General features: G+C 65.8%; 25 protein-coding genes. 2 read left to right on the top strand and 23 right to left on the bottom strand.

The window, feature by feature from the left end:
- Positions 1 to 174 precede the first annotated feature (174 nt).
- The gene (locus tag AC1DRD_RS18420) at positions 175 to 1,746 is read left to right on the top strand and encodes an MFS transporter (RefSeq protein WP_478042527.1); all 1,572 of its coding nucleotides are present in this window, start codon (positions 175 to 177) and stop codon (positions 1,744 to 1,746) included.
- Positions 1,743 to 2,762 carry a serine hydrolase domain-containing protein gene (locus AC1DRD_RS18415; RefSeq protein WP_478042525.1) on the top strand — a complete coding sequence of 340 codons (1,020 nt, stop codon included), beginning with the start codon at positions 1,743 to 1,745 and terminating at the stop codon, positions 2,760 to 2,762. The genes AC1DRD_RS18420 and AC1DRD_RS18415 overlap by 4 nt, the downstream gene beginning before the upstream one ends.
- Before the next feature lie 18 nt (positions 2,763 to 2,780).
- On the opposite strand, the gene AC1DRD_RS18410 is transcribed toward AC1DRD_RS18415, so the two are convergent.
- The 23 genes from AC1DRD_RS18410 to flgB form a co-directional block, all read right to left on the bottom strand.
- Positions 2,781 to 4,058: an RNA polymerase sigma factor gene (locus AC1DRD_RS18410; protein WP_478042523.1), complete on the bottom strand. Its 1,278-nt coding sequence runs from the start codon at positions 4,056 to 4,058 to the stop codon at positions 2,781 to 2,783.
- A gap of 48 nt (positions 4,059 to 4,106) precedes the next feature.
- Positions 4,107 to 4,754 carry a glutathione S-transferase family protein gene (locus AC1DRD_RS18405; protein ID WP_478042522.1) on the bottom strand — a complete coding sequence of 216 codons (648 nt, stop codon included), beginning with the start codon at positions 4,752 to 4,754 and terminating at the stop codon, positions 4,107 to 4,109.
- 101 nt (positions 4,755 to 4,855) lie between these two features.
- Entirely contained in the window at positions 4,856 to 5,284 is a 429-nt protein-coding gene (locus AC1DRD_RS18400) for a YciI family protein (RefSeq protein WP_478042521.1), read from the bottom strand.
- 159 nt (positions 5,285 to 5,443) lie between these two features.
- Positions 5,444 to 6,901 (bottom strand): D-alanyl-D-alanine carboxypeptidase/D-alanyl-D-alanine endopeptidase, encoded by a 1,458-nt coding sequence (gene dacB / locus AC1DRD_RS18395; RefSeq protein ID WP_478042520.1) that lies wholly within the window; start codon positions 6,899 to 6,901, stop codon positions 5,444 to 5,446.
- An 8-nt stretch (positions 6,902 to 6,909) separates the two neighbouring features.
- Positions 6,910 to 8,265 carry a S41 family peptidase gene (locus AC1DRD_RS18390; RefSeq protein ID WP_478042518.1) on the bottom strand — a complete coding sequence of 452 codons (1,356 nt, stop codon included), beginning with the start codon at positions 8,263 to 8,265 and terminating at the stop codon, positions 6,910 to 6,912.
- 101 nt (positions 8,266 to 8,366) lie between these two features.
- Positions 8,367 to 8,822: a hypothetical protein gene (locus AC1DRD_RS18385; protein ID WP_478042517.1), complete on the bottom strand. Its 456-nt coding sequence runs from the start codon at positions 8,820 to 8,822 to the stop codon at positions 8,367 to 8,369.
- Positions 8,788 to 10,038, bottom strand: coding sequence for a dicarboxylate/amino acid:cation symporter (locus AC1DRD_RS18380; RefSeq protein ID WP_478042515.1), 1,251 nt, complete (start codon positions 10,036 to 10,038; stop codon positions 8,788 to 8,790). The genes AC1DRD_RS18385 and AC1DRD_RS18380 overlap by 35 nt, the downstream gene beginning before the upstream one ends.
- Positions 10,039 to 10,138: 100 nt before the next feature.
- On the bottom strand, positions 10,139 to 11,707 hold the full coding sequence (locus tag AC1DRD_RS18375) for an N-acyl-D-amino-acid deacylase family protein (RefSeq protein ID WP_478042513.1): 1,569 nt from the start codon (positions 11,705 to 11,707) through the stop codon (positions 10,139 to 10,141).
- A 32-nt stretch (positions 11,708 to 11,739) separates the two neighbouring features.
- Complete coding sequence (locus tag AC1DRD_RS18370) at positions 11,740 to 12,882, bottom strand: serine hydrolase domain-containing protein (protein ID WP_478042512.1); 1,143 nt, start codon at positions 12,880 to 12,882, stop codon at positions 11,740 to 11,742.
- A 92-nt stretch (positions 12,883 to 12,974) separates the two neighbouring features.
- Positions 12,975 to 13,550, bottom strand: coding sequence for a hypothetical protein (locus AC1DRD_RS18365; protein WP_478042511.1), 576 nt, complete (start codon positions 13,548 to 13,550; stop codon positions 12,975 to 12,977).
- Between the two features lie 99 nt (positions 13,551 to 13,649).
- On the bottom strand, positions 13,650 to 14,591 hold the full coding sequence (locus tag AC1DRD_RS18360) for a flagellar motor protein MotB (RefSeq protein ID WP_478042510.1): 942 nt from the start codon (positions 14,589 to 14,591) through the stop codon (positions 13,650 to 13,652).
- Between the two features lie 155 nt (positions 14,592 to 14,746).
- Positions 14,747 to 15,610 carry a flagellar motor stator protein MotA gene (motA, locus tag AC1DRD_RS18355; RefSeq protein WP_478030768.1) on the bottom strand — a complete coding sequence of 288 codons (864 nt, stop codon included), beginning with the start codon at positions 15,608 to 15,610 and terminating at the stop codon, positions 14,747 to 14,749.
- Between the two features lie 189 nt (positions 15,611 to 15,799).
- Positions 15,800 to 16,693 carry a flagellin N-terminal helical domain-containing protein gene (locus tag AC1DRD_RS18350; protein WP_478042508.1) on the bottom strand — a complete coding sequence of 298 codons (894 nt, stop codon included), beginning with the start codon at positions 16,691 to 16,693 and terminating at the stop codon, positions 15,800 to 15,802.
- A gap of 5 nt (positions 16,694 to 16,698) precedes the next feature.
- Entirely contained in the window at positions 16,699 to 18,036 is a 1,338-nt protein-coding gene (flgK, locus tag AC1DRD_RS18345) for a flagellar hook-associated protein FlgK (protein ID WP_478042507.1), read from the bottom strand.
- Positions 18,033 to 18,419, bottom strand: a complete 387-nt coding sequence (locus AC1DRD_RS18340) for a rod-binding protein (RefSeq protein ID WP_478042506.1) — start codon at positions 18,417 to 18,419, stop codon at positions 18,033 to 18,035. The genes flgK and AC1DRD_RS18340 overlap by 4 nt, the downstream gene beginning before the upstream one ends.
- Entirely contained in the window at positions 18,416 to 19,516 is a 1,101-nt protein-coding gene (locus AC1DRD_RS18335) for a flagellar basal body P-ring protein FlgI (RefSeq protein WP_478030762.1), read from the bottom strand. The genes AC1DRD_RS18340 and AC1DRD_RS18335 overlap by 4 nt, the downstream gene beginning before the upstream one ends.
- Positions 19,517 to 19,583: 67 nt before the next feature.
- On the bottom strand, positions 19,584 to 20,270 hold the full coding sequence (locus tag AC1DRD_RS18330) for a flagellar basal body L-ring protein FlgH (RefSeq protein WP_478030761.1): 687 nt from the start codon (positions 20,268 to 20,270) through the stop codon (positions 19,584 to 19,586).
- Positions 20,270 to 21,058, bottom strand: a complete 789-nt coding sequence (flgG, locus tag AC1DRD_RS18325; RefSeq protein ID WP_478030759.1) for a flagellar basal-body rod protein FlgG — start codon at positions 21,056 to 21,058, stop codon at positions 20,270 to 20,272. Before flgG ends, AC1DRD_RS18330 begins: the two co-directional genes overlap by 1 nt.
- 13 nt (positions 21,059 to 21,071) lie before the next feature.
- Entirely contained in the window at positions 21,072 to 21,815 is a 744-nt protein-coding gene (gene flgF / locus AC1DRD_RS18320; RefSeq protein ID WP_478030758.1) for a flagellar basal-body rod protein FlgF, read from the bottom strand.
- Between the two features lie 25 nt (positions 21,816 to 21,840).
- Positions 21,841 to 23,097 (bottom strand): flagellar hook protein FlgE, encoded by a 1,257-nt coding sequence (locus tag AC1DRD_RS18315; protein ID WP_478042504.1) that lies wholly within the window; start codon positions 23,095 to 23,097, stop codon positions 21,841 to 21,843.
- Positions 23,098 to 23,126: 29 nt separating this feature from the next.
- Complete coding sequence (locus tag AC1DRD_RS18310) at positions 23,127 to 23,813, bottom strand: flagellar hook assembly protein FlgD (RefSeq protein WP_478042503.1); 687 nt, start codon at positions 23,811 to 23,813, stop codon at positions 23,127 to 23,129.
- A 3-nt stretch (positions 23,814 to 23,816) separates the two neighbouring features.
- A complete protein-coding gene (flgC, locus tag AC1DRD_RS18305) occupies positions 23,817 to 24,227 on the bottom strand; it encodes a flagellar basal body rod protein FlgC (RefSeq protein WP_478042501.1) in 411 nt (136 codons plus the stop codon).
- A 2-nt stretch (positions 24,228 to 24,229) separates the two neighbouring features.
- Positions 24,230 to 24,583 carry a flagellar basal body rod protein FlgB gene (gene flgB / locus AC1DRD_RS18300; RefSeq protein WP_478042500.1) on the bottom strand — a complete coding sequence of 118 codons (354 nt, stop codon included), beginning with the start codon at positions 24,581 to 24,583 and terminating at the stop codon, positions 24,230 to 24,232.
- Positions 24,584 to 24,632: the final 49 nt, after the last annotated feature.

Raw genomic sequence — 24,632 nt, 5'->3', positions numbered from 1 at the left:
TTTGCGCCAAGAGATGAAACCGGTTCCCTTTTTGTGTGCAGAAGGGGCAAAGCGTTGCGTGGTTGCAACACAGCAGCCATTGACGCGGCCGGGCGGGCATCGGACCGTGGCTCCAATGCGTGAGAGAGGATCGCCGGTGCAGCATTTGATCAGCCGCAAGATCGGACCGCGCGCATGACGGCAGGAGCGATGGATTCCGGTGCGGCCGAGCGCACTGTGCTGCGTCCGGGTTTCGGGCGGCTGGCGCTGTACACGCTGCTCGGCTTTTCCGCCGGCTTGCCGTTCTACATGTTCAACACCGTGCTGTTCCTGCGTCTGGCGCGGCACAATGTCGACATCGTCACGATTGGCTATTTCGCCTGGGTATCGCTGCTGCCGACGTTCAAATTCGCCTGGGCGCCGTTGCTCGACAAATATGACATGCCGGGGTTTGGTCGCTTCTGGGGCCGGCGGCGCGGCTGGATCATGGTTTCCCAGCTCGGCATCTTCCTGTCGACGATCGGCATGGCGTTCACCGCATCGGACAAGAGCCTGCCGCTGACCGCCTTGTTCGCATTGCTGCTCGCCTTCTGGACCAGCACGCTCGAGATCGCGGCAGATGGGTGGCGGGTCGAACTGGCGCCGACCGCCGAAGAGCAGGGGCCGCTCGTCGCGGTCAATCAATGGGGCTATCGCATCTCGATGGTGGTGGCCGGCGGCGGCGCGATCTACGTCGCCGCGATATCCGACTGGACCTTCGCCTATCTGGCTATCGGCGTGCTGGCGTTCCTGCCTTTTCCGCTCCTGGCGGCGATGCGGTCCGAGAGCGGCCGCGTCGACGGTCGGATCCCCGCGCTGCTGAGCGGTTTGCTGACCAGCGCGGCGGCAATCGCTGCCATAACCGTGGCGACCGCGGTGATCGGTTGGGTGCTGCTGTCCGCGATCGGCTCGGTCGGGATCGATAATCCCGACATCATGAAATATTGGGTGGCCGGGCTCGGGCTGCTGCCGTTCCTGGTGCTCGGCGCGGCAGTGCCATGGCTACGCAAGCTGCCCTGGCACGCACCGCTGCGACGGTCGCTGGCGGTCGGTCCCTATGTCGACGTGGCGTGGCGATACGGCCTGGTCGTCATTCCGATCCTGCTGTTCATCTCGATTTACCGGACCGGCGATGTGATGGCGAACACGCTGTCGCATCCGATGTTCAATTTCCTGGGCTATGGGCTCAAGCAGATCAGCGCGGCTGATGGCGTCGTTGCTTTGGTGTCGGGGTTGCTCGGCGTGACCCTGGGTGGGCTGCTGGCGGCTCGGGTGTCGATGGGCTGGGCGCTGGTGATCGGCGGGGTGATGTCCGCGCTCAGCAACTGGATATTTGCGTGGCTCGCGCATCAGGCGCCCGGCGGGCCGGTATTGTTCTCGCTGTTCGGCCTCGGCGTGACCGTCGGCGATCTCGATCTCTATCTCGCCATGGCGGTCGATCAGTTCGGGCACGGATTCGAAGGCGCGGTGTTCGTCGTGTATCTCTCGCTGCTCGTGAATCCGCGCTATCCCGCCGCGCAATATGCGCTGTTCTCCGGGCTTGCCTTCCTCATTCCCAGATTGCTCGCAGGGTTGTCGGGGGTGTTCCAGAAGGCAATCGGCTATGACGGCTTCTTCATCATGGCGGGCACGATGAGCGTAGCGGTGCTGGTCCTGCTGCCGTTCATTGTCCGCGCGAAGCCGCGACCCGACGATGATCCCAACGCGACCGGAGCCGTGGCGGCATGATCGAACAGGCCTTCGCTCCTGCCGCCGCCGCGGTCGTGACGGGCAGGATTCCCGGCGCGACGCTGGGCGTGGTGGCAGCCGACGGGCGGCGCTGGGCGACGCATGCCGGGATGGCCGCGCTGCTGCCCGAGCCCGAGGCGTTGACGCTCGACCATTGGTTCGACCTCGCCTCGGTGTCGAAAGTGATCGCGACGACGACGATGATCTTGCGCCTTGCCGATCAGGGCAGGCTCGACCTCGACCGCCCGCTGACCGACGCCATCCCCGATCTGCGTCAGTACGACGTCGCCAACGCCGCCGAGCGCAAGCTCAGCTTTCGCGACTGCCTGGCGCATCGCAGCTTCCTTCCCGCGGTCGAGCCGATCTACACTTATGGCGATGACCCGGCGCGGCTGCGCGCGTTCGTGTTGCAGCGCGAGTGGCGGCATGGACCGCCGGTCTATTCGGACATCAACTTCATCCTGCTGGGGATCGCGATCGAGCGGATCACCGGGCGGCCGCTCTCGGCCTGGCCGCTCGGGACGGGGTTGAGCTACGGCCCGCCGCCGGGTCCCGCGGTCGCGACCGAGCTTTGCCAGTGGCGCGGACGCGTCCTCAAGGGCGAAGTGCATGACGAGAATTGCTTCGCGATGGGTGGCGAGACCGGTCATGCCGGGCTGTTCGGGACGGTAGCGGGGGTGCTCGATTTCGCTTTGGGGCTGCTCGACGGCAGCGGCGCGTCGTCGGCGATGCTCGAGGCGATGCGCACGCCCTATTACGGCCACCGCACCTGCGGCTGGGAACGGTGCTTCGACGGCTGGTCGGGCGGGGCGGCCTGTTCGGGCGAGACGATCGGCCATACCGGCTTCACCGGTACCGGCCTGTGGGTCGATTTCGACCGCGGCATCGCGTGGACCTTGCTGACCAACCGCGTCCATCCGTCGCGGCATAGCGAGGCGGGAAAGAGCATCTTCGAGGTTAGGCCCGCGACTGGCGACGCGGTGATCGCGGCCTGGGACGCGCAGCGTCAGGCTTAGCGGCGGCGACCGACTGGGCTAGTTGCCGCCGCAAGCATCCGCTCGCCCGAGCAGAAACGCCTGCTCGCGCGCGTTGCGGGTGAGCGCGGCGGCAGCCTCGAATGCCGTCCGCGCCTCGGCCAGCCGGCCCGCCCGGAACAGGAAATCGCCTCTCGCCGCCGGGAATGGCGCATAGTGGCGCAAGGCGTCGGCATCGGGAATCTCGTCGATCAGCCTGAGCCCTGCGTCTGGTCCGAACGCCATACTGTGCGCGATCGCGCGATTGAGATCGATCACGGGCGATGGGGTCACGACGCGCAGCCGATCGTAGAGTGCCGCGATCCTTGCCCAGTCGGTATCGGCGGCCCGGCGCGCGCGCGCATGGCAGGCGGCGAGTGCGGCCTGCAGTACATAAGGTCCCTGACCGCCGAGCGCGTCGGCGCGGGCCAGCGCGTCGAGCCCGCGCAGGATCAGCAACTGATCCCAGCGCGCGCGATCCTGCTCGGTGATGGGCACGAACGCGCCGTCCGGCCCGGTGCGCGCGTTCAGCCGCGACGCCTGGATCTCCATCAGCGCCAGCAGGCCTAGTACTTCAGCTTCCTCGGGCATCAACCCCGCCAGGATGCGCCCCAACCGCTGCGCCTCCTGCGCCAGCCCCGGCCGGACCAGGTCGTCGCCCGCCGTCGCCGCATAGCCTTCGTTGAAGATGAGATAGAGGACCTCGAGCACCGCGGGCAGCCGCGCCGCCCGCTCGGCGCCCCGCGGCACCTCGAACGCCAGGCCGGCCTTGGCGATCGCCTTCTTGGCGCGAACGATGCGCTGTGCGATCGTCGCTTCGCTCGACAAAAAAGCGCGGGCGATCTCGTCGGTCGTCAGCCCGCCGACCACCCGCAGCGTGAGCGCCGCGCGGGCATCGGCCGACAGCATCGGATGACAGGCGGTGAAGATCAGCCCGAGCAATTCGTCGCCGAGGTCGTCGTCCAGCGCGGTGTCGATCGCCGCGGTCGCATCCTCGGCTTCCTCATCGAGCGTCCGCGCGATTTCCTCGTGCTTGCGCATCCGCATCTGGTCGTGCCGGATAGCGTCGATCGCGCGCCGCTTGGCGACGGCCATCAGCCAGGCGCCCGGATTGGCCGGAACGCCGGTCTTCGGCCAATCGGACAACGCGACGATCAGCGTTTCCTGCGCCAGTTCCTCGGCCCGGTCGATGTCACGCACCATGCGGGCGAGGCCGGCGATGAGCCTGGCCCGTTCGATGCGAAAGGTCGCCTCGATCGCCTGATGGGTTTCGCCGGTATACGTCGCGCCTGCCGTCACGCCGCCCCTTGTCCGTCAGGGGCGGCGACGACGCAAGCAGGCCGTTATTCAGCTGGCCGGCGGCGCGTTCACCGCCAATTGCGCGGCGAACGCCCGCTGATAGGCCGGGCGCGCTTCGCCGCGTGCGACATAGGCGGCCAGGGTCGGAAACTCATCCAGAATCCCCGACATCCGCAGCCGCAGCAGCACCGACACCATCAGCAGGTCACCTGCGCTGAACCTGCCGTCGAGCCACTCGGCATCGCCAAGGCGATCGGCAAGCTGGCGCAACCGGGCACGGATGCGGTCGAAGACCAGCGGCATCCGCTCCTGCGCCCAGGGCTTGTCGCCTTCCGCGAATTTGGCCGTCTGGAGGTCGAGGATCGGCGGCTCGACGCTGCTGAGCGCGGCGAACATCCAGGTAATTGCGCGCGCCCGGGCATCAGGGTCCTCGGGCAGCAGGGCCGTGTGTCGCTCCGCGATGTGGAAGACGATCGCGCCGGTCTCGAACAAGGCGAGATCGCCTTCCTCGAATGTGGGTATCTGGCCGAACGGATGCACCGCCAGATGTGCCGGTTCCTTCATCTCGGCGAAGGAAACGAAACGAACGTCGTACGGCAGCCCTGCTTCTTCGAGCGCCCAGCGAACCCGCGTATCACGTGCCAGGCCTTTGCCGCCGTCGGGCGACCGTTCGAACGCAGTGATGGTGATGGTCATCGTCAATCTCCGATGATGGCAAGGCGTGTCGACGAAACGATCATCGGCCGCCAATCAGAGTGAAGCCGGCTGGAGAGGCCTTGCCGCCCCAGCCGACGGGTTCAGGCGACGCCAAGCTTGCCGCGGTCGCCGCCGCGCGGGCTGGCGAGTTCCTCGGGCGTGACGAAATCGGCCAGGTCCGCCGCTTCGTAGAATGGCCGGATTTCGACCTCGCTGCCGGCCATCATGGGGTAGCGCGTGGCCCAGGCCACGGCCTCGTCCATGTCCCTGACTTCCCAGATCGAGAAGCCCGCGATCAGCTCGCGCGCTTCGGCGAACGGCCCGTCGGTGACCGTGCTGCTGCCGCCCTCGTACGCGATACGCTTCGATTCGGTGCCGGGCTTGAGCCCGGCGCCGGCGATGAAGATGCCGGCCTCGACCAGTTCCTCGGTGAACCGGTCCATCGCCGCGAACGCTTCCAGCATTTCGGGGGTGGGCGCGAGGCCCGCTTCGGTGTCCTCGTTGCCTTTCACCAGCACCATTACACGCATCGTCTGTCTCCTTGGTCGAGCCTGCCCCAATTGGCGTCTCATCGGGACGACGAACGAGTGTGTCGGAAATCGACAAGGGTTCGCAAATTTTTTCCGACGGGCAATGTGCGTGGTTGGTTAGGCTGACTGACCAGCCGTGTCGCTCCGCTTTGGTGTCCTTCAATTCTCCGCGGCGATCAGTTCCAGCGCGGCGTCCACCGCCTTGGTCGCTTCGACGCCCGGTGGGATGTCGTTGGCATAAGTCGAGAAGGTCAACGTACGGCCGCTCTTGGCAATCATATAGCCCGACAAGGCAGCCGAGGCGTTGAGCGTGCCGGTCTTGGCGAACAATTTGTGGTCGAGCAAAGTCCCGCCGAAGCGCTTTGCCAGCGTGCCGTCGACCCCGCCGACAGGCAAAGTCTCGCGCCACGCCGCGCCCCAGGGCTGCGTCGCGATCCAGCGCAGCATGATCACCGCGCCGCGCGGTGCGACGCGGTTGTAGCTCGACATGCCCGACCCATCCGAGAAGTCGAATGCCGCGCGCGGCACGCCGGCCTTGGAGAGCATCGCGCGCACCGCGACCTGGCCATCGGCGATCGATCCGCTGCCGGCGACCAGCGACGAGCGGCGCAGGAACAGTTCGGCGTGGAGATTCTGGCTGACCTTCATCGTCAGATGCATGTCATCGATCAGCGGCGGCGGAGTCAGCTTGGCGAGTACCGGGGGCAATGGCGGCCGGGCGGGCGGCGCGTTGCCGCGGATCGCCGGATCGTCGCCGGGCATCAATGGACGGTGGCGGACGTTGACCTTGCCGGTGACGCGGACACCGCGTGCCTTCAACAACTGGACGAAGCGCCAGGCGGCGTAGCGCGCCGGATCGTCGATCCCGACGCGCAGCTTTTCGGGCTTGGCGTCGGCGCCGACCGTGCCGGTCAGGCGAAGCTCAAAGCCACTGGGCGCGCGATCGAACTCGACCGAGCTTTTCGCGCCGGGAACGGTGATCAGACGGTTATCGACCGTGTAATAAGCCGGCAGCTCGACCTTGGGCACCGAACCGACCGGGCCGGGCGTGATGGTCACCGGTAATTCATTGTCGTCCATCGTCAGCGCCGAGGTGCCGGTACCCGATCGCGTCGGGATGTTGTTCCAGCTCATCCCCGGGCCCCAGCGCTCGTCGGGCAAAAGGGTGTCGTCGCCGATGACATCGCCGACCACGCGCGTCTTTTTCGCGACCGCATCGGCGAGCGTCGTCAGGCAATCGACCGTGCAATCGTCGGCGCCCGACAGCCGCGCGTCGCCATTGCCGATCAGCACGACGTCGCGCCCGTCGAGCCGCACAGCGGCACCCCCGGTCGTGTCGGGCTGGGTCAGGTCGCCCATCGTCGCCAGCGCCGTCGCGGTGGTGAACATCTTGGTGTTCGACGCCGGGATGAAGCGCGCATCGGGGTTGATCGCGACCACGTCGCGGCCCTGGTCGTCGACCACGACGATGCCGAACCGCGTCCCCGGCCCGGCCAGCTGTGCCAGCGTCGCCTCGACCCGCGCCGTGAGGTCCTTGTCCTGCGCCGTCGCGGGAACCGAGACGGTCAGCGCAGCGAGCAGGGCGAGCGTGGTTTTCTTCGTCGGCAATGTCGCCATCGGATCCTCTATTGTTTGGGAATGCGGGTCGCGCTGGGCTCGTCGATCCATTGCCGCTCCATGGCATCGCCGGTCAGGCGAACTCGGAGATGATCGTCATAGCCCTCGATCGAGAACAGCCCGTCGGCGGTCAGCGGTACCAGCTTCACCACCTGACCGTTGGTCCGCTGGTAGGTCAGGCCGCCATTCTGAAACCCGATGCGGTTGGTGCCATAGACGCCGGTCCACGACCGGAGCTTGGCCCCGGCGATTACCGGCGGACGCAGGCGGGCATCGATGGCGATGCGCGCCCATTGCCAATCGGCACGATCGCCGGCGTCCGCGTTGGGCCGAGCGGCGAGCGATGCCAGCGCCAGCGACTGGGCGGTATCCAATGCCAGGCCGGGATCGATCGCCACGTCGGGCGACACACCGTTCTTCTCCCAGTTCGACTGTGATATCGGATGGACCGGTCGGCCGAACGAGACGCTCAGCATGAATCCGGGTGCGATCGGCGAAAAGCGGTTGTTGTTCGCCGCACCCGCGGTCGTCGCGCCGATCAATGTTCCCAGCCGAAATTGCTGGACGTCATAGGCAAAGGCCTCCGCGGCCGACCCGACATATTGGTCAGTCAGCACATAGAGCGGCTTGCCCTTGAGCCGTCCGGCCGGAAGATATTCCAGCGTCCGCGACTGCGACGGCGGCTCGCCGGCCTGAAGGAAGGTCATGTCGAGCGTGTCGCCGTCCATGAAGTGGCTGAGCAGATAGCGGACCGCGGCATGCGAGCCGCCACCATTGCCGCGCAAGTCGATGATGACGGCATCGCCGTCGCGCAGGAAGCGCATGGCGGAATCGTACGCTGCGCCGGTCTGGTCATCGACCCACTCGAACCCGGTGATCTTCAGATAGCGGACATTGCCCGGCAGGATGTCCATCCGGGCCAGGCCATGATTGGCGCGGATCGCGGTGCGGCGGTGGATCGCTGCCAGCGCCGGGCTCTCCTTCTGGTCGTTTGCGGCGGTCCCGGCGTTCCCCGCTGCGGCGAATTCGTCAGGCGCGTAGTTGAGATACATGTGCCGGTCGTTGCTGGCGGCGCGGAGATCGGTCGTTACCCGTTCGGCGAAGACGCTGGGATCGGCGGTGTCGTAGCGCTGGGTGAGCCCCTCCTTCAGCCTGGCGACGATCGCGGGAACGCGGTCGGGAAAGACATAGCCCTTTTCGATCGTGCCGATGATCTGGTCGATCGCGGCGTTACGTGCCGCCGGCGTCAGCGCGATGGCGGTACCGGTGCGTGCCACCGCGGTAGGCGCCGCGCGTTGCGCCTGGACGGGCATAGACGTTGCCGATGCGAGCAAGGCGACGATCGCGAAGCGAGGGGCGTTCATTTCCGGGTCTCCAGCGAAAGGATGATTCGCTGAAAGGGTAGATCGACTACATCTGTAGTCAACAATGATTCCTGTCGGAACAACGGTATCGCGATTTGCGCTCACGAAAAAGCGAGCGGCGACGCCGCCCATTCGGCGCGTGCCCGCGCGATCAATGTCTTGAGCGTCGCTGCCTGCCGCCGCCACGCGCCCTCGGTCGCCGCGTCCCAATGGTCGATCGTGTCGCGCAGCGCATCGATCGCGAAGTCGACGAACACATCATATTCGTCCTGGCGGAGCTCGCCGTAATTGCGGTGGTTGAAGACGAGTTCGGCAACCTGGCTCCAGACCCATTTACGATCCTGTGCCAGCCCGTACATCCATTGCAGCGTCTCGTCGGTCATCCGCACCGAGGTGGCGTCGACATGGATGAAGATCGCGCGGCGCTCGGGGAAGTGCGCGAAGAAGCGGTCGAACAACAGCCCGCGCATCGCGGCCTCGCGGCCGTCGAGCGCGATCAGGCTCGCTTCGATCAGCGTAGCGTCACTCATCGTGAGTCGAGCGATAGATGTCTTCATCGAGCTCGCCTTCCCAACGCGCGACGGTGGTCGCGACGGCAAGGTTAGCGCAGGCGCTCGGCACGGTGCGGGTCATGTCGAGCAGGCGGTCGAAGGGCAGGACGAAGCCCACCACGAGCGCGGTCTGTTCGGGCGGCACGCCGACCGCAGACAGCACCGCGGCGAGCATGAACAGCGACGCGGAGGGGACCGGCGCGGTGCCGAACGCGGCGAGCGATCCGGTGAGCAGGACGAGCAGGTACACCGAGGGCGTCAACGGTGTGCCGAACGCCTGGAGCGCGAACAGGCTGAGCAGCCCGACATACATCGCGGTGCCGTCCTTGCCGATGCTCGCGCCCAAGGGCAGCACGGTCGAATAGACCGGGCGGCTGATGCCAAGATTGTCTTCGGAAACGCGCATCGCCACCGGCAGCGTCGCGCCGCTCGACGCGGTCGAGAAGGCGACGACCAGCGCGTCGACGATGCCGCGGAAGAAGGGCAGCACCGGTAGCTTGGCGACCAGGCGCAGCAACAGGCTGTGCACCACCAGCATCTGGATCAGCGACCCGACGACCACCGCCAGCGCGAGCCAGCCGACATGGACGAAAACCGCGGCGCCATTGGCCGCGACCGCATTGGCGATCAGTGCGAACACGCCGAACGGAGTCGCTTCCATCACGATCGTCACGACCTTGAGCAGCACCGCCGAGGTCGCCTGGAGGAAAGTGGCGAACGGCTTGCCCGCTTCCCCGGTCAGCACGGTGCCGACGCCGAACAGGATCGCGACGAAGATGAGGGCGAGCATGTCGCCCTTGGCCAAAGCGTCGACGATGTTGAGCGGGATGATGCCGATCAATTGGTCATAGGGCGTGACCGGAGCGCCCAGCGCATGTGGCGCGGCGGTGCCGAGCGGGGCGTCGGCGCCGGGGCGGATCACCGTCGCGACCAGCATGCCGACCGACACGGCAATCGCGGTGGTCGCGGCGAACAGCCCGATCGTGCGCGCGCCAAGGCTGCCGAGCTTCCTGGGATCGGCGAGGCTGGTGATGCCGGCGGCGATCGTCACCAGCACGATCGGCGCGACCAGCATGCGGATCGCGCGGACAAACAGGTCGCCGATGAACTGGACGTACGGGGCGCCCGCCGGCCAGACGAGCGCGAAGATCACGCCGAGGATCAGCGCGCCGACGACGCGCTGCCACAAGGGGATGGCGAACCAGAAGCGCAAGGGGCTCACCGGCCCTCACCCTTCCCATCGCTGGCGCGATGGGGCCCCTCCCTCTCCCGCATGCGGGAGAGGGAGGGAGGCGCGCAGCGCCGGAAGGGTGAGGGTCTGTTCAACCGCACGTTCCCGGCGCCGGCGCATGCGGTAGCGCCCTGCCGGCGGCGGAGCCGGTCAGCTTGCCGTTGTCGACCGCGACCTTGCCATTGACGACGACGGTCTTCACGCCGGTCGCCGGCAAAGTCGGCTGTTCATAGGTCGCCTGCGCGGCATAGGTCTTCGGGTCGAACACCACGACGTCGGCGAACGCCCCAGGCTTGAGCTCGCCGCGTCCGGTCAGTCCGAACCATTTGGCGGTGACCGACGAACTGCGCTCGATGAAATCGCGCAGGCTGATCACCTTATCCGCGACGACATATTTGGCATATTTGCGCGCGAACGTCCCCCAGACGCGGGGGTGGCCGCTCGACGCGTCGCTGTCGGTCATCACCCAGGGCTGCTTCATGAACGCGGCGATGTCGGCTTCGCTCTGGTTGAACGAGACGACCCCGGCATCGTGCACCCGGATCGCCGCGATCGCGGCCGAGATCGGATCGGTCTTCATTACCGCGGCAATCTCGTCGAGGCGTTTGCCGCGCCATTGCCCCTCCGTGATCAGCAGCGAATGCGGCCCGCCACGCTTGCGCATATTTTCGGCGATGCCTTCCCGCAGCTTCTGCTTGAGCGCGGGATCATCGAACCGCTTGATCAGCGCGGTATCGCCACCGTCCTGCGCCCAGAGCGGGATCAACGAGGCGACCAGGCTCGTGCCTGAGGCGGACCAGGGATATTGGCTGGCGGTGATGTTGACCCCGGCCGCGCGCGCGGCGTCGATCTTGGCGATGATCGCCGGCGCCATGCCCTGGACATCGACGCCCAGCGCCTTGATGTGGCTGATATGGATAGGCATCCCCGTCGCCTTGCCGATCTCGATCGCTTCGTCGATCGCGGCGGCGAGGCCGACGGTGTAGCTCGATTCGTCGCGGATATGGCTGTCGTAATAGCCGCCGCGCTTGGCCGCTTCCTGCGACAGCGCGATCACTTCGTCGGTCTTGGAGAAACTCTGCGGCGCGTAGAACAGCCCGGTCGAAAAGCCGATCGCGCCTTCGCACATGCCCTTGGCGACCAGCGCCTTTTCCTTGTCGAGCTCGGCTGGCGTCGGCGCGCGATTGGCACCGCCGATCACTTGGCTGCGGATCGCGCCGAAGCCGACATAGGTGACGAAGTTGGGCCCGACCGGCTTGGTCTTGGGCGTCGCCAGCGTCGCCGCGACATTCGTGCCGCCGCCGCCGTCATTGCCGATGAACGCGGTGGTCACGCCCTGGAGCAGGAAGGCGGGGATCAGCCGCGTCTTCGCGTCGGCCGAGGCGAGCCAGGGGCCGGCATGGGTGTGCGGATCGATGAAGCCCGGGGCGACGATCATGCCGGTCGCGTCGATCGTCCGCGCGGCGGCGATCTTCAGGTCGGGCCCGACCGCGACGATCTTGTCGTCCTTGATCGCGACATCGCCCGTGAACGGCGCGTCGTCACCGGTATAGACGGTCCCGCCACGCAGGATCAGGTCGGCATCCGCGGTGGGGGAAGAGGCGGCGCCGATCGAACAACCGGCGAGCAGCGAGGCGGCGAGAGCGGTGCGCAATTTCATGGCCGCGATCCTTTCGGTCGCGGCAGTCGGCGTCAAGGATGGGCTAGCGATTCCTCGGTGATGGTATAGCTCGAGTGCATACCCTTGTCGGCCGGCACGTCAGTCGCGAAATAGGCCACGCCGGTGCCGCTGGCGGGATCGACCCACAATCCGGATTTGAGACCATAAGCGTCGCCAAGATGCCCGAACCGCCGCTTGCCGTCGCCGAACGGATCGTCGCGGCACCCCGCTTGCGGCGTCGGAATTACGAACATGCCGAGGCCATAACTGCACACCCAGCCGTCGCCGATGTCGCCGTTCTTGCCGTCATAGGTCCAGGCCGGCGTCTCCATCAGCTTGACCGAGGCGGCCGAGAGCAGCCGCACACCGTCGACCTTGCCGTTACCGAGCAGCATCCGCCCGATCCGTTCGAGCCCACGCGCCGAGATGTGCAGCCCCGATTGCGGCGCGAACATCGCGCCATTGGCGCCCGCCTTCCAGCGCGAGAGGTCGCAGCTGCCGTCGGTCGCCGGTGTGACTGGGCAGACGGGGCGCTTGCCGTGATTGTCGTCGCGCGTCACCTGGCCGCCGCGGAACAGCACCACGCCATGCGCTATCGTCGCATCGTCGCACGTATCCCATTGATAGCAGGCCCTGAGCCGCAGCGGCTTGATCACCAGCCGGTCCATCAGGCGGTCGAACCGCTCGCCGGTCGCACGCTCCATCACCGCGCCGACCACGGGGAAGTTGAAATTGGTGTAGCGGAAGAAGGTGCCCGGGGCGTGCTCGGCATCCCAGGCCTTGGGATTGGCCAAGGTCGCGCGCATGTCGCCGTCGAGCGGCAGGACATAGTCGATCGTGTCGGTCAGGCTCGAGCGATGCGACAGCAGCAAGCGGAGTGTGATCGGTGTGTCCGGGAAAGCCGGATTGCGAAAGGTGTAACCGAGCCACTTGGATACGTCCGAGTCGAGATCGAGCTTGCCCTGCTCGACCAATCGCATCACCCCGATTGCCGTCACCAGCTTGGAGATCGAGGCGATCCGCACCGGGTCGTCCGGCGTTACGCCGCGATTGACCGCGGGATCGGCGAACCCCTCGGCGCGCGCGGAGGTCTCGCCCTTGCGGTCGAACGTGACACGAACCGAAGCGACGGGTTGCGCAGCGCTCGCCGCGGCGAACAGGAGGAAGGACAGCATGGGACAAGGCTAAGGTGCGCCGGTGCGCTCGGCAATGGCCGTCGCATTCGTCATGTGCACGACCGGATTGCGCACTGCCATGCGGCCGTGCCTCAGTAGATGCCGGTACACGCACCGGGACCCTTGTCGCGATTCTGGTCGCAGGTCCCAATGACGGACGCGAGACGCCGCAACCTAGCGAAATCACGTCGGTACCGGGCCGGGGTGGTCACGAGCGTCAGCTCTACCTCATATTCTTTTTGACGGTAGAGCGAGGCGATTCTGACGATCTTCAGCCCAGCCTTTGCCTTCATGGCGCAGACCGGGCGCTCGCTGCCGAACAGGCGCATGGTCGCGACCTGGCGGCACGATCTTGCGGTTAGCGGGCGAATACCGTCGTCGATGAATGTCCTGTCGTAATAGACCTCGATACGCGGCGTCGCGCCAGGTTCGAAACCACGTGCGATCGACGGGAAACCGATGCCGTAACACCGGCGAGGCGGAGTGAGGAAAAGGATCGTCCCATGGTCCGTTCCTGTCCAGTCGGCCGGAATTGGGCATGTCCAGGTTTCGCGCAGCGATGGGAAAGCGAGCGCATAATTCTGGCTCGTATATCGTCCATGGGCGCGTTGTGGCGAATAGGGTCTGGAGGTTTCGGCGAGAAGCAGGGCCACAGCGCTAAGCAGCATCGTCATTCTCCGGGGAACAACGATGCATATCGCAACCGCCGCCCCTGGCAATCGGGGCCGTCGCACTTCGCACTCTTGCCGTGTCCTGCCCCGGAGCGGCTATTTGCTGAGCGCTCCCGGCCCTGTCGGAATGCTAGTGCGGCCGCCGTCGTCGAACGACCCGGCGCGATAGAGCAAGGTGATCGACACGCGGCGGTTGCGCGGGTCGGCGGGGTTGTTCTCGATCATCGGCTCGCGGTCGGCGACGCCCTCGATGCGATTGAAGCGATCCTCGTCCAGGCCACCCGTCGCGAGCCGGCGGCGCGTCGCTTCGGCGCGGCCGGTCGACAGCATCCAGTTGTTCATCGCCAGCGGGTTGCCATAGGCCAGATTGTCGGTGTGGCCGCGGATCATGATCGGATTTTCCATCGCCTTGACGGATCCCGCGATCATCCCGATCAGGTTGCTTGCTTCCGGCACGAGCTGGGTCGTGCCGAGCGAGAACATCGAATAATCGGCGTCGTCGACCAGGTCGATGCGCAAGCCGTCGCGGGTCTGGACGAATTTCACATGGCTCGCCAGCTTGGCGAAAGCAGGCGACTTCATCGCCTGTTCGAGCTTGCGTTTCATGTCCTGGAAATTCTTTTGATCCTCGGCGGTCAGCCGTGCCTTGAGCGAGCCCTTTTCGCCCGAGCCGATATTGGATCCGCCGGTCGCGCCGACGGGAATGGTCAGCGACTTGGTGCCGGTCTGCGAGGCCTTGTGCGGGTAATTGTCCTTGTCGGTGATCGACGATCCGCCGAACATGCCGTTCGACCCCGCGCTATTCTCCTTCATGTTGACCAGGGTCGGGGAGAAATAGTCGGCGATGCCCCTGCGCTGCTTCTCGGTCGTCGCGCCGAGGATCCACAGCAATAGGAAGAACGCCATCATCGCGGTCACGAAGTCGGCATAGGCGACCTTCCAGGCGCCGCCATGATGCGCGCCATGGGCCTCGATATAGATCTTCTTGACGATGATCTTGGGTGGCTGGTTGCTACCGTGAGGAGCGCGCGCGGCCATTATTCTGCGCCTCCGGCGCGGTGGCGGCGCCAGCCCGCTTCCCCACACGGGGCGCCCCGCAAAGTATTACTTTGCGGGGACCCCGACGACCGCCCAATCAGGGTACGATCGTCGGCGGTCGGGTGGGGGAGCGGGCCGGCACCGTCAGTCATAACTCAACGCCCGCGGAGGCCATCGAAGACCTCGGCGAAGGCCGGCTGGTTGGAATGCGCGATGCCCGAGCGCGCGGCCTCGATCACCAGCGGCTGCGGGTGACCGTGCAGCGAGGCGATGATGATCTGCTTGACGACGTGATAGATCGCGGCGTCGGCTTCGATGATCTGCTTGAGGCGCGTCGCCAACGGGCCGACCATGCCATAGGCAAGCAACACGCCCAGGAAGGTACCGACCAGCGCCGAGCCGATCATCGCGCCCAGGATCGCGGGCGGCTTGTCGATCGAGCCCATCGTCTTCACGACGCCGAGCACCGCCGCGACGATACCCAAAGCGGGCAGCGCGTCGGCCAGGTTCTGCAGCGTCCCCTGCGGCCCCTCGACTTCGTGGTGGTGGGTCTTGATCGCGTTATCCATCACTTCCTCGACCGCGTGGACGTCAAGCGTGCCCGACGAAACGACGACGAGGCGCAACGTGTCCGCGATCAGATTGACCAAGGTGTGGTCGGCGAGCAGGCGGGGATATTCGGCGAAGATCGCCGACGATTTGGGGTCCTCGACATGCGGTTCGAGCGCGATCGGCCCGTCCATCCGCAGCATCTTCATCAGCTTTGAGACGAGGAAGATGACGTCGAGATAATCCTGTTTCTTGTATTTCGGCCCCTTCATCACTTTCATGATGCCGCTGCCCAGGCCTTTCAGCTCCTTGGGCGAGTTGCCGATGATCAGCGCGCCGGCCCCGGCGCCGCCGATGATGAGCATTTCGTGGGGAATGGCCTCGAGCACGGGCCCCAGCGCGCCGCCGGTGAAGACGAACCCGCCGAAGACCATCGCCAGTAGGACAACGAGGCCGATTGCCGGAAACATCTTAGCTCTACTTACCCCCTGCAATCACGGCCTAACCGGATAACGACCGGTTCGATCGATGGTTAACCGGCTTTTCGTAGCCAACCGGTTAAGGACGTTGCGGTTTGTCGATTCAGCGGAGCTGAACCGGGTGCGGCGCCACCCTCCGCAGCATCGCTGGAGCGGCTGCGGAGGGTGGCGCCGCCGGACTTATTTCAGGAAGTCGAACAGCGACATGCTGGCGAGCTTGGTGAAGCTCGCCTGGGTCGCCTGCAAGACCGTCATCGTCTTCTGCAAATTGGTGATCGTCGCGGTGACGTCGGTGTCCTCGAGCGCCGATCGGGCCGCTTCGCGATTGGTGGCGATATCCTTGAGTCGCGAGGTTTCCAGATCGACTCGCGCTGCGCGAGCGCCGAGCCCGGCCTGGACGCTCGCCGCCTGGTCGTTGGCTGCCTGCAGCGCGTCGCCGGTCGCGCCGGCGATGGTCGAGACGTTACCGGAGCCCCTGAGTGCGGCCGAGAGCGAGGAAATGGTGGAGAGAATGTTGCCGCCGCTCGAATCGACGAACACGCGCGCGGCCGAATCGCCGGGCTGGATCGACTCGTTGGCGCCGACCGGGATCGATGTCGGGCCGGTGGCCGCGAAGCTGAACGTGCCATCGGCATTCCTGGTCACGGCATCGGCGTCGCCATTGGCGAACACCGCGGCGCCGCGCGAATCCTTGACGTTGGCATAGCTGACCAGATTGGTGACGATGGCGTCGAGCTGGTCGGCGATCGCCACGCGATCGCTTGGCGACAGCGTACCACTGTTCGCCTTGACCGCGAGCTCCTTGGCTTGCTGGAGCGCGTCGGTGATCGAGCTCAGCGTGCTGTCGGCCTGGCTCAAGGTCGTGCCGGCGAGCGTCAAATTGCCGCCATAAGCGAGGTCGTCGGCGCCATCGCGCGCGAGGCTCTGCAGCCGCCGCCAGGACACCGCGTCGTCGGATGGCGCGTTGATCCGCTTGGTCGTCGCAATCTGCGTCTGCAATTGATCCGCGGTCGTGGTCAGCGACTGCATATTCTGTTGGTTGAACGCGTAGAATTGGTTGGTCGAGATCTGCATCGGGGCTACCTGATATCGAGGATCGTCTGCATCGTTTCGCGCGCGACCTGGATGACGCGGCTGGTCGCCGCATAGGCCTGCTGGAAGCGCATCAGGTCGACCGCCTCGCTGTCGAGATTGACGCCGGAAGCGCTATCGCGCGCCGCGACGGCGTTGCTGTGGATCGTGTTCTGCGCCGCGGCCACCGCCTTGCGCTGCGACAGGGTCGCGGCATTGGCGGTCGTCATGTCGACGATGCGATTCTCGTAACCGGCAGACGTGCGCAGCGCGGCGAGTGCCGTGAGGTTGGTGTTGTCGCGAGTCCCGCCGCCGACCGCTGCCGCGGCGATGCCGCGCGGGTCGTCGAGGGTGACCATCATGTCGGCGGTACCGCCAGTGCCGAGCGCGAACAGCGGCTGGCCGGGATTGCCGTCGAGGTCGCGCCCGCCGGCCTGGACCGTGTTGACCCCAGTGGCAAAATCCTGGGCCACGGCCTGAAGTTGGCTCTTGGCGTCGACCACCCGCTGCATCGAATCGACCACGCCCGCCAGCGCGCCGCCGCTCGGGGCGAGACTCTGTTGCGCGGCGCCGTTGAGCACATTGAACGACACCGCGCCGGCCGAATTGGAGGTGTAGATGACCGTCGCGGCCTGCGCGCCGGAGACCAGGACGGGGCCGGCGCTGCCGCCGCCATGCACGGTGGCGCGGCCGATCGCATCGAAGTCGACCGAGATGTCGGTCAGCGCGCTCATCTGTTCGAGCACCTGGTCGCGCTGGTCGAGCAACGCCGCGGCGCCCGCAGTGCCGGCGGCGGCGCGACTGAGGCCGTCATTGATCCGGGCGAGCGTGGCAGTTGCGGAATTGAGCGATTCGACCGACGAGCGCGCGGTGCCGTCGAGATCCTGGGCAACCTGATCGAGCGCCTTGCCGGTACTCGAAAACGCGCTGGCGACGCCGGACGCGGCTTCGAGCATCGAGGCGCGCGCGCCCAGCGATGTCGGATCGGCGGCGAGCGTGGTCGAGGCGGTGAAGAAGTCCGACAGTCGGGTGCTCAGCTGATTGCCGTCGAGGCTCGATTCGATGCGGTCGAGCCAGGTGACGCTGGTCTCGGTCCGCGCCAGGTCGGAACCCGCGGTGCGAACCTGGGCCGCGGCGTAGAAATCGCCGGCGCGGACGATCCCGGTAACCAGCGAGCCCATGCCGTTGAGCGACGTGTTCTTGCCGACCGCGGCCACCTCGGAGGTCGACGCGGTGCGGCGCGAATAGCCAACCGTGCCGGCGTTGGAGATATTCTCCGACACGGTGTTGAGCGCGACCTGATAGGCCTTGAGCCCGCTCGCGCCGATCGACAGCATGTCGCTCATGACGTGGTTCCTGCGTCAGGCGTGGCCGGTGCGGGGGACGCCGCCGATGTGGCTGAGGCGGCCGCTGCATCCTGCAGCGCCTTTTGCGATTTCGCGAGGAACTCGGTCATCGCCTTGCCGATGCCGATCGGCTGATGCGCGGCCATGCTCTCCGCGACTTGCTTGTCCTGCATGTCGCGAAAGGTCTCCGAATTCTTGGAGTCGAACAATCCGTCGCCCAGATTGGCCTGGCGCATCGACTTCAGCATCATCCCGATGAACACCGATTCGAACTGCTGGCCGGCCTTTTTAAGATTGGCACGCGACGTCAGCCGGCTGGTGTCGGTCGAGATGCCCGCCGTCGGCTGGGCCAAGGGCTGGGTCGGTGAAGGAATATCGGTCACAGGATGATCAGGTCCGCTTTGAGCGCACCCGCTTCCTTGAGCGCCTCGAGGATCGCTACGAGGTCCGACGGCGTGGCGCCGATCGCGTTCACCGCCTTGACGATATCGGCCAGCTTGGGTCCCGGGTTCATCAGGAACATCGGACGCTTCTCTTCCTCGACACTGACGCCGGATTTCTGTTCGTTGGCGGTCTGGCCCTGGCTGAACGGGGCGGGCTGGACCACGGTCTGCTTCTCGTCGATGCGGACGGTCAGCTTGCCATGCGTGATCGCGGCGGCGCCGACGCGGACGGTTGAATTGATCACGACCGTACCGGTCCGGGCATTGACGATCACGCGCGCGGGTGGGTCGGCCGAGGTGACAGTCAGGTTCTCGATCTCGCTCATCATCGTCGCGCGGACATCGGCGCCGGCAGGGGCGTTGACCTTGATCGACACGCCGTCGACCGCGTCGGCGACGCCGCCGCCGAACCGCGCGTTGATCGCGGTGGCGACATTCTGCGCGGTCGTGAAATCGGCGCGGGCGAGGTTGAAGACGAGCGTCGGCGCGGTTTCGAACCCGGTATCGACCGTGCGTTCGACCGTGGCGCCTTCGGGGATACGGCCGGTCGAGGGGACGTTGACGACGACCGACGATCCGTCCTTGCCCTCAATGCCCAGGCCACCGACCGCGAGGTTGCCCTGCGCCATCGCATAGATCTGGCCGTCGGCACCCATCAGCGGGGTCATGATCAAGGCGCCGCCGCGCAGCGACTTGGCCTTGCCCATTGACGCGACGGTGATGTCGATCCGTTGACCGGGCTTGGCGAAGGCCGGCAATTCGGCGGTGATCATCACTACCGCGGCGTTCTTGAGGCCGGGATTGACGCCGGCGGGCAGCTGCAGGCCGAAGCGCGACGCGACCGCCTTCATCGATTGCATGGTATATTCGAGATTGTCGTCGCCCGTGCCGGCCAGACCGACGACGATGCCGTAACCGGTCAGCTGGTTGCTGCGGATGCCCTGGAATCCGCCCAGGTCCTTGACGCGATCGGCGGCGGCCGGGGTCGCGGCGAAACCGGTCATCAGAGTCAGGAAGACGAGCAGGGCACGCAGCATGGGAGTTTATCCAATCATTCGATTAGGTCGGCATGTCGCATGGAGATGGTTAAGAGGACGCTAACCATCAAAACGGGCTGATCACCGAGAAGAAGCGGCCGAGCCAGCCCTGGCGGCCGGCGCGAGCGACGTCGCCCTTGCCGGTATAGGCGATGCGGGCATCGGCGACGCGGGTCGACAGCACACGATTGTCGGCGCTGATATCCGCGAAGCGGACGAGGCCCTTGATCTGGACAAACTCGTCGCCGCGGTTGAGCGTGACGCGCTTCTGCCCCTGCACCAGCATGGTGTTGTTGGGATAGACCGCGACGACCGTGACCGAGACTTCGCCCGACAGCGAGTTCGACTGGTCGGCGGTGCCCTTGCCGTTGAAGTTGCGCGCGCCGCTGACCGATGCGTCGCTGGGCTTGAACAACGACAGCGCGCCAGTGCTCGGCGGGGTCAGGCTGAACCCGCCGCCCGAATCGAGCTTGGAGGACGAGGATTTCGACGCCTGGGTGTTCTCGACCAGGACGATGGTCAGCGGATCGCCGACCTTCCTCGCCACCGAGCCTTCATACAGCGCGGCATAGCCGTTCTGCGGCTGGAAGATCGATCCGTTGGCGGGCGCCGACGGCGGTGCCACTGGCGGGGCGGCGGAATAATCCTCGGCCGGCTTCTTCTTGCCGAACAGGCGCGCCTCGGCGGGCGCGCCGGCCGACAGAGCGAGCCCGATCGCGGCGGTGCCGAGGGCGATGGTGGTGACGATGCGCATCAGAGGTTCTGATTGACGTATTTGAGCATGTCGTCGGTGGCCGAGATCATCTTGGAATTGACCTCGTAGGCGCGCTGGCATTCGATCATGTCGACCAGTTCCTCGACGACATTGACGTTCGACGCCTCGAGCATGCCCTGGCGGACGGTGCCGCGACCATCTTCGCCCGGCACGCCGAGATTGGCGGCGCCCGACGACGCGGTCTCGAGCATGTAATTGTCGCCCTTTGACTGCAGCCCGGCGGCATTGGGGAAGTTCGCGACCTGAAGCTGGCCGAGCTGGGCAGGTTCGGTCTGGCCGGCGATCGTCGCCGACACGGTGCCGTCGGTGCCGACGGTGATCTGGGTCGCACCCTCGGGCACGGTGATGCCGGGCATCACCTGATAGCCTTCGTTGGTGACCAAGAGGCCTTCGGGCGATCGCGAGAAATTGCCCGAGCGGGTATAGCCGAGCTGGCCGCCGGGCAGCTGCACCTGGAAATAGCCGTCGCCGTCGAGCGCCAGATCGAGCGCGTTGCCGGTCTGCTGCATCGTTCCCTGGGTTTCCATCCGCGACGTGCCCTGGATGCGCACGCCGGTGCCGAGGTTGAGCCCGGTGGCGTATTTGCTGTCGCTCGACGATTGCGCGCCGGCGGCGGTCACCGTCTGATAGGACAGCGTCGCGAACGACGCGCGGTCCTTCTTGAACCCCGTCGTATTGACGTTGGCCAGGTTGTTCGAGATCACCCGCATCCGCATGTCCTGGGCGTCCAGGCCGGTGCGGGCGATGTGCATCGCTGCGCTGCTCATCTCATTCTACTCCTTAGCTCGGCATCCGCATCACGGATGCGGCGCTTTCGTCCATGTCCTTGGCCGATTTCATCAAATTGGCCTGTACTTCGTAGCTGCGCTGGTTCTCGATCATGTCGACCAGCGACTGCGTCATGTTGACGTTCGATTGTTCGAGTGCGCCCGAGATGCACTTGGCATTCTCGTCGGTCGGCAGGATACCGCCGCCCTGCACGTGGATCAGATTGTCGAGACCCTTGCTGGTCTGCGATCCTTGCGCGCTGGCGAATTTGATGCGGTCGATAACCTGCGGGTTCTTGGCGTCGCCGCCGACCGGGATGATCGAGATCGTCCCATCCTGCGCGATCGAGACCGAAGTCGCGGGCGGCACGGTGATGGGGCCCCCCGACCCCATCACCGGGAAACCGTCGCCGGTTTCCAAAACGCCCGTCGCAGAGATGCTTAGATCGCCGCGGCGCGTATAGCCCTCACTACCATCATTCGCCTGAACCGCCATCCACTGGTCACCCGGAATGGCAATATCGAGGTTGCGCCCGGTGGTGGTGACGGCGCCGGCGCTGCGGTCGAAATCGGTTATGTTCTCCGACGCCGGCTGGCGGCTGTCGAAGCCCGCGCCCTTGAGCAGCAGGCTGTTGAAATTGACCTTCTCGGCCCGGAAGCCGATCGTCGACGCATTCGCCATATTGTTGGCGATCGCCGCCTGCGCCGCCATGTGGCTCTTCAGCCCCGACGCCGCGGTATAGATCAGCTTGTCCATGCTTTAGCCCCCAATGCCTCGATCATCAGCTGCGGATGTTGAAGATCGTCTCGGAAATCTGGCTGGCCGTATCGAGCGCCTTGGCATTCGCCTGGAAGTTGCGCTGCGCCGCGATCAGGCTGACCAGTTCCTCGGTGATGTCGACGTTCGACCGTTCGATCGTCGACGACATCAGATTGCCGAAGCCGTCGCTGCCCGGCGAACCGACCACCGGCGCGCCCGACACACCGGTCGCCGCCCAGGTCGAGTCGCCCAGCTGACGAAGGCCGGCCGGGTTGGTGAAGTTCGCCAAGACGACCTTGCCCAGCGACTTGACGTCGCCGTTCGAGAAGCTGGCCTTGACCATGCCGTCGCCGTCGACCGTGACGCCCTGGAGCTGGCCGATCGCGGCGCCGTCGGCGCTGCGCGAGGTGATGTTGAACGCCGTCGGCGACTGTGCGCTCGCAGCGCCCAGGGTGAAGTTGATCGACTGCGCCGCAGTGGCGCCCGTCGGGGTGACCGGATCGAACGTCGTAGCGCCGGTCGGCGCGGTCATCGCACCGGTCGCATCGAACGACATGGTGATATGGTCCGACCCGCCCGCGGTCAGCGGCTTGTCGCCGATGAAGCTATAGGCCGACCAGGTCGATGGCGCACCGGTCGTCTCGCGCTTGAAATAGGTGGTCATGGTCTGCGGATTGCCCGCCGAGTCATAGACGGTGGTCTGCGCCGATTGATTGTAGCTCGACGGATCGAAGCGATCGAAAGTCGCGGTGGTCGGCACCGCGGCGCTCGACGGCATATTGACCGTCATGCCGACATTCTGGGTCGGGCTGGGCGTGCCGCTGGTGGCCGGCAGCTGCAGGCTGATGGCCTGGTCGAGCCCGCTCGCGACGACCGCGCCCGATCCGTCGACCGGATAGACCTGGAGATAATCGCCCTGGGCGTCGGTGACATAATGGTCGGGGTCGACCTTGAAGCCGCCGTTGCGAGTGTAATTGACGTTCGACCCGTTGAGCTGCGGCTTGATCGCGAAGAAGCCGTCACCCGAAATGGCGAGATCGAGCGCGGATGCCGACTGGATGAAATTGCCCTGGCTGAATTGCTGGACGTTGCCCTTCACCATCGTGCCGGCGCCGACCATCATCGTCGGCGACAGGTTGACGCTCGAGGCGATGACGTCGGCGAATTCGGTGACGCTCTTCTTGAAGCCGTTGGTGTCGACGTTGGCGAGGTTGTGCGAGATCGTCGACATCTGGGTCTGGGCGGCGGTGAGGCCGGAAAGCGACGTGTAAAAGGACATGGTTCAGGCTCCTTGGGAGTTTATTTGGATCAGCCGATCTGGCGAACGGCGGAGAGGTCGACGTTGCCGATCCCGGCGACGTTGAGGACGGGGCTGCCCGAGCTGGGCATCGAGACCGAGGTGACCGGTGCCCAGACCAAAGTGTGGGTGGCGACCGTGGCGCCATTGGCATTGGCGTTGCTGACGACCTTGAACGGGCCCGCGCCGGCGTCGGTGCCGGCCTCGGTCTTGCCGTCCCAGTCGAAATTGACCGTGCCTTTGGTCTGCGCGCCGAGGTCGAGGGTCTTGAGCGTGTTGCCATCCTGGTCCTGGATCGTGACCTTGAGGTCGCTCGCGGCGCTGTCGACATCGACCGCACCGGCAATGCCGCCGGTAGTGCGGCCGAACGCGGTATCGCCTTGGGTCAGCACGGTCTTGCCGACATAGGCAAGCGCGTCGTTGGCCGAGGTGCCGGTCAGCTTGTCGGCGATCGACTGCAGCGTCGTGTTCATCTGCGAGATGCCTGACAGCGACGAGAATTGCGCCATCTGCGCAACCATCTGGGTATTATCGACCGGGTTGAACGGGTCCTGGTTCTGCATCTGCGCGGTCATCAGCTTCAGGAAATCGGCCTGACCGAGCGTTTGCCCGGATCCGGCCGGCGCGACCGTCGGCGTCGATGCGCCGGTCCGTCCGATGCCGATATTGGCGAGCGTGGTATCGAAGGTCGAGGTCATCTCTTATTTCCCAAGCTTGAGGGTATCGAGGATCAGCGACTTGGCGGTCTGCATGACTTCGACATTGTTCTGGTAGCTGCGGCTGGTCTCCATCATGTCGACCAGTTCGCGGGTCTCATCGACCGCCGATTCCCAGACATTGCCGTCCTTGTCGGCCATCGGATTGGCGGGGTCGTAGCGTTTCGTCGGGGTCTCGCCGGCAGTGACGACGCTTTCGACGTCGACCGTCGACATGCCCGATGCCTTGTCGAAGCTGGTGCGGAACACCGGCTTGATCGTGCGATAAGCAGTGTCGGCCGAACTCGCGACCGACCCGGCATTGGCCAGGTTGGAGGCTGTTGTATTCATACGCACGAGCTGCGCGCTCATCGCGCGGCCCGAGACCTGGAAGATCGTGAGCGGTCCGTTGCCCATGATTATTCGCCCCTCAGCGCGCGGGTGATCTGGCCGATCCGCCCGTTCAGGAAAGACAAGGTCGTCTGATACTGGACGGCGTTCTCGGCAAAGGCGGTCTGCTCGGTCGACAGGTCGACCGTATTGCCGTCGAGGCTGGGCTGCAGCGGCACGCGATATTTCGTCGCGCCCGCGAGCCCGGTGTCGGTCAGCCTGCCCGAGCCGGTCGCCGAGGACAGTGCCTGCTGAAAGTCGATGTCGCGCGCCTTGAACCCGGGGGTCGAGGCGTTCGCGATATTGGAGGCAAGCACGCCCATGCGCTGACCGCGCACTTCGAGCGCCGCCCCATGTATCCCGAACAGAGTGTTGTCGGCCATTGCCGTCACCTCGCGTGAAATCCTGCGCGATAGGTCAGCAAGGGGCGTG

This window comes from Sphingomonas sp. P4_G2 (assembly GCF_056401155.1).
This window is presented reverse-complemented; position numbering and strand designations above follow the sequence as displayed.

Excerpts from the sequence above, each read along its gene's own strand:
- AC1DRD_RS18420 (WP_478042527.1), top strand. The coding sequence starts at position 175 with ATGACGGCAGGAGCGATGGATTCCGGTGCGGCCGAGCGCACTGTGCTG.
- AC1DRD_RS18415 (WP_478042525.1), top strand. The coding sequence starts at position 1,743 with ATGATCGAACAGGCCTTCGCTCCTGCCGCCGCCGCGGTCGTGACGGGC.
- AC1DRD_RS18405 (WP_478042522.1), bottom strand. The coding sequence starts at position 4,754 with ATGACCATCACCATCACTGCGTTCGAACGGTCGCCCGACGGCGGCAAA.
- AC1DRD_RS18400 (WP_478042521.1), bottom strand. The coding sequence starts at position 5,284 with ATGCGTGTAATGGTGCTGGTGAAAGGCAACGAGGACACCGAAGCGGGC.
- dacB (WP_478042520.1), bottom strand. The coding sequence starts at position 6,901 with ATGGCGACATTGCCGACGAAGAAAACCACGCTCGCCCTGCTCGCTGCG.
- AC1DRD_RS18390 (WP_478042518.1), bottom strand. The coding sequence starts at position 8,265 with ATGAACGCCCCTCGCTTCGCGATCGTCGCCTTGCTCGCATCGGCAACG.
- AC1DRD_RS18385 (WP_478042517.1), bottom strand. The coding sequence starts at position 8,822 with ATGAAGACATCTATCGCTCGACTCACGATGAGTGACGCTACGCTGATC.
- AC1DRD_RS18375 (WP_478042513.1), bottom strand. The coding sequence starts at position 11,707 with ATGAAATTGCGCACCGCTCTCGCCGCCTCGCTGCTCGCCGGTTGTTCG.
- AC1DRD_RS18370 (WP_478042512.1), bottom strand. The coding sequence starts at position 12,882 with ATGCTGTCCTTCCTCCTGTTCGCCGCGGCGAGCGCTGCGCAACCCGTC.
- AC1DRD_RS18365 (WP_478042511.1), bottom strand. The coding sequence starts at position 13,550 with ATGCTGCTTAGCGCTGTGGCCCTGCTTCTCGCCGAAACCTCCAGACCC.
- AC1DRD_RS18360 (WP_478042510.1), bottom strand. The coding sequence starts at position 14,591 with ATGGCCGCGCGCGCTCCTCACGGTAGCAACCAGCCACCCAAGATCATC.
- motA (WP_478030768.1), bottom strand. The coding sequence starts at position 15,610 with ATGTTTCCGGCAATCGGCCTCGTTGTCCTACTGGCGATGGTCTTCGGC.
- AC1DRD_RS18350 (WP_478042508.1), bottom strand. The coding sequence starts at position 16,693 with ATGCAGATCTCGACCAACCAATTCTACGCGTTCAACCAACAGAATATG.
- flgK (WP_478042507.1), bottom strand. The coding sequence starts at position 18,036 with ATGAGCGACATGCTGTCGATCGGCGCGAGCGGGCTCAAGGCCTATCAG.
- AC1DRD_RS18335 (WP_478030762.1), bottom strand. The coding sequence starts at position 19,516 with ATGCTGCGTGCCCTGCTCGTCTTCCTGACTCTGATGACCGGTTTCGCC.
- AC1DRD_RS18330 (WP_478030761.1), bottom strand. The coding sequence starts at position 20,270 with ATGCGCATCGTCACCACCATCGCCCTCGGCACCGCCGCGATCGGGCTC.
- flgG (WP_478030759.1), bottom strand. The coding sequence starts at position 21,058 with ATGAGCAGCGCAGCGATGCACATCGCCCGCACCGGCCTGGACGCCCAG.
- flgF (WP_478030758.1), bottom strand. The coding sequence starts at position 21,815 with ATGGACAAGCTGATCTATACCGCGGCGTCGGGGCTGAAGAGCCACATG.
- AC1DRD_RS18315 (WP_478042504.1), bottom strand. The coding sequence starts at position 23,097 with ATGTCCTTTTACACGTCGCTTTCCGGCCTCACCGCCGCCCAGACCCAG.
- AC1DRD_RS18310 (WP_478042503.1), bottom strand. The coding sequence starts at position 23,813 with ATGACCTCGACCTTCGATACCACGCTCGCCAATATCGGCATCGGACGG.
- flgC (WP_478042501.1), bottom strand. The coding sequence starts at position 24,227 with ATGGGCAACGGACCGCTCACGATCTTCCAGGTCTCGGGCCGCGCGATG.
- flgB (WP_478042500.1), bottom strand. The coding sequence starts at position 24,583 with ATGGCCGACAACACTCTGTTCGGGATACATGGGGCGGCGCTCGAAGTG.